Origin of the sequence: Undibacterium sp. JH2W (assembly GCF_049340425.1) — a bacterium.
Classification (GTDB): Bacteria; Pseudomonadota; Gammaproteobacteria; order Burkholderiales; family Burkholderiaceae_D; genus Undibacterium.
Map to the genome: position 1 here is coordinate 1 of NZ_JBMPOT010000079.1, position 390 is coordinate 390.

A 390-nucleotide genomic window follows, 5' to 3' on the forward strand; every position below is an offset into this window, starting at 1 on the left:
CTGGCATGACCATTTCTTTGTCTTTCGGCAACTCGATCGAACCAGTTACGTCCGTTGTACGGAAGTAGAACTGTGGACGGTAGTTGTTGAAGAATGGTGTATGACGGCCACCTTCATCTTTGGACAGTACATAGATCTCGCCTGTGAAATGCGCATGTGGCTTGATCGAACCTGGTTTTGCCAACACTTGACCACGTTGGATATCTTCACGCTTGGTACCACGCAGCAATACGCCGACGTTGTCGCCTGCCTGACCTTGGTCCAGCAGTTTGCGGAACATTTCAACGCCAGTACATGTTGTTTTGACTGTGTCTTTGATACCAACGATTTCGATCTCTTCGCCAACTTTGACGATACCGCGTTCGATACGGCCAGTAACTACTGTACCGC

At 49.2% G+C, this 390-nt stretch carries 1 protein-coding gene; it reads right to left on the reverse strand.

The features are described 5' to 3' along the window. On the reverse strand, window positions 1–390 hold a 390-nt coding region (locus ACO0LC_RS29195; RefSeq protein ID WP_423009769.1), incomplete at both ends, for an EF-Tu/IF-2/RF-3 family GTPase.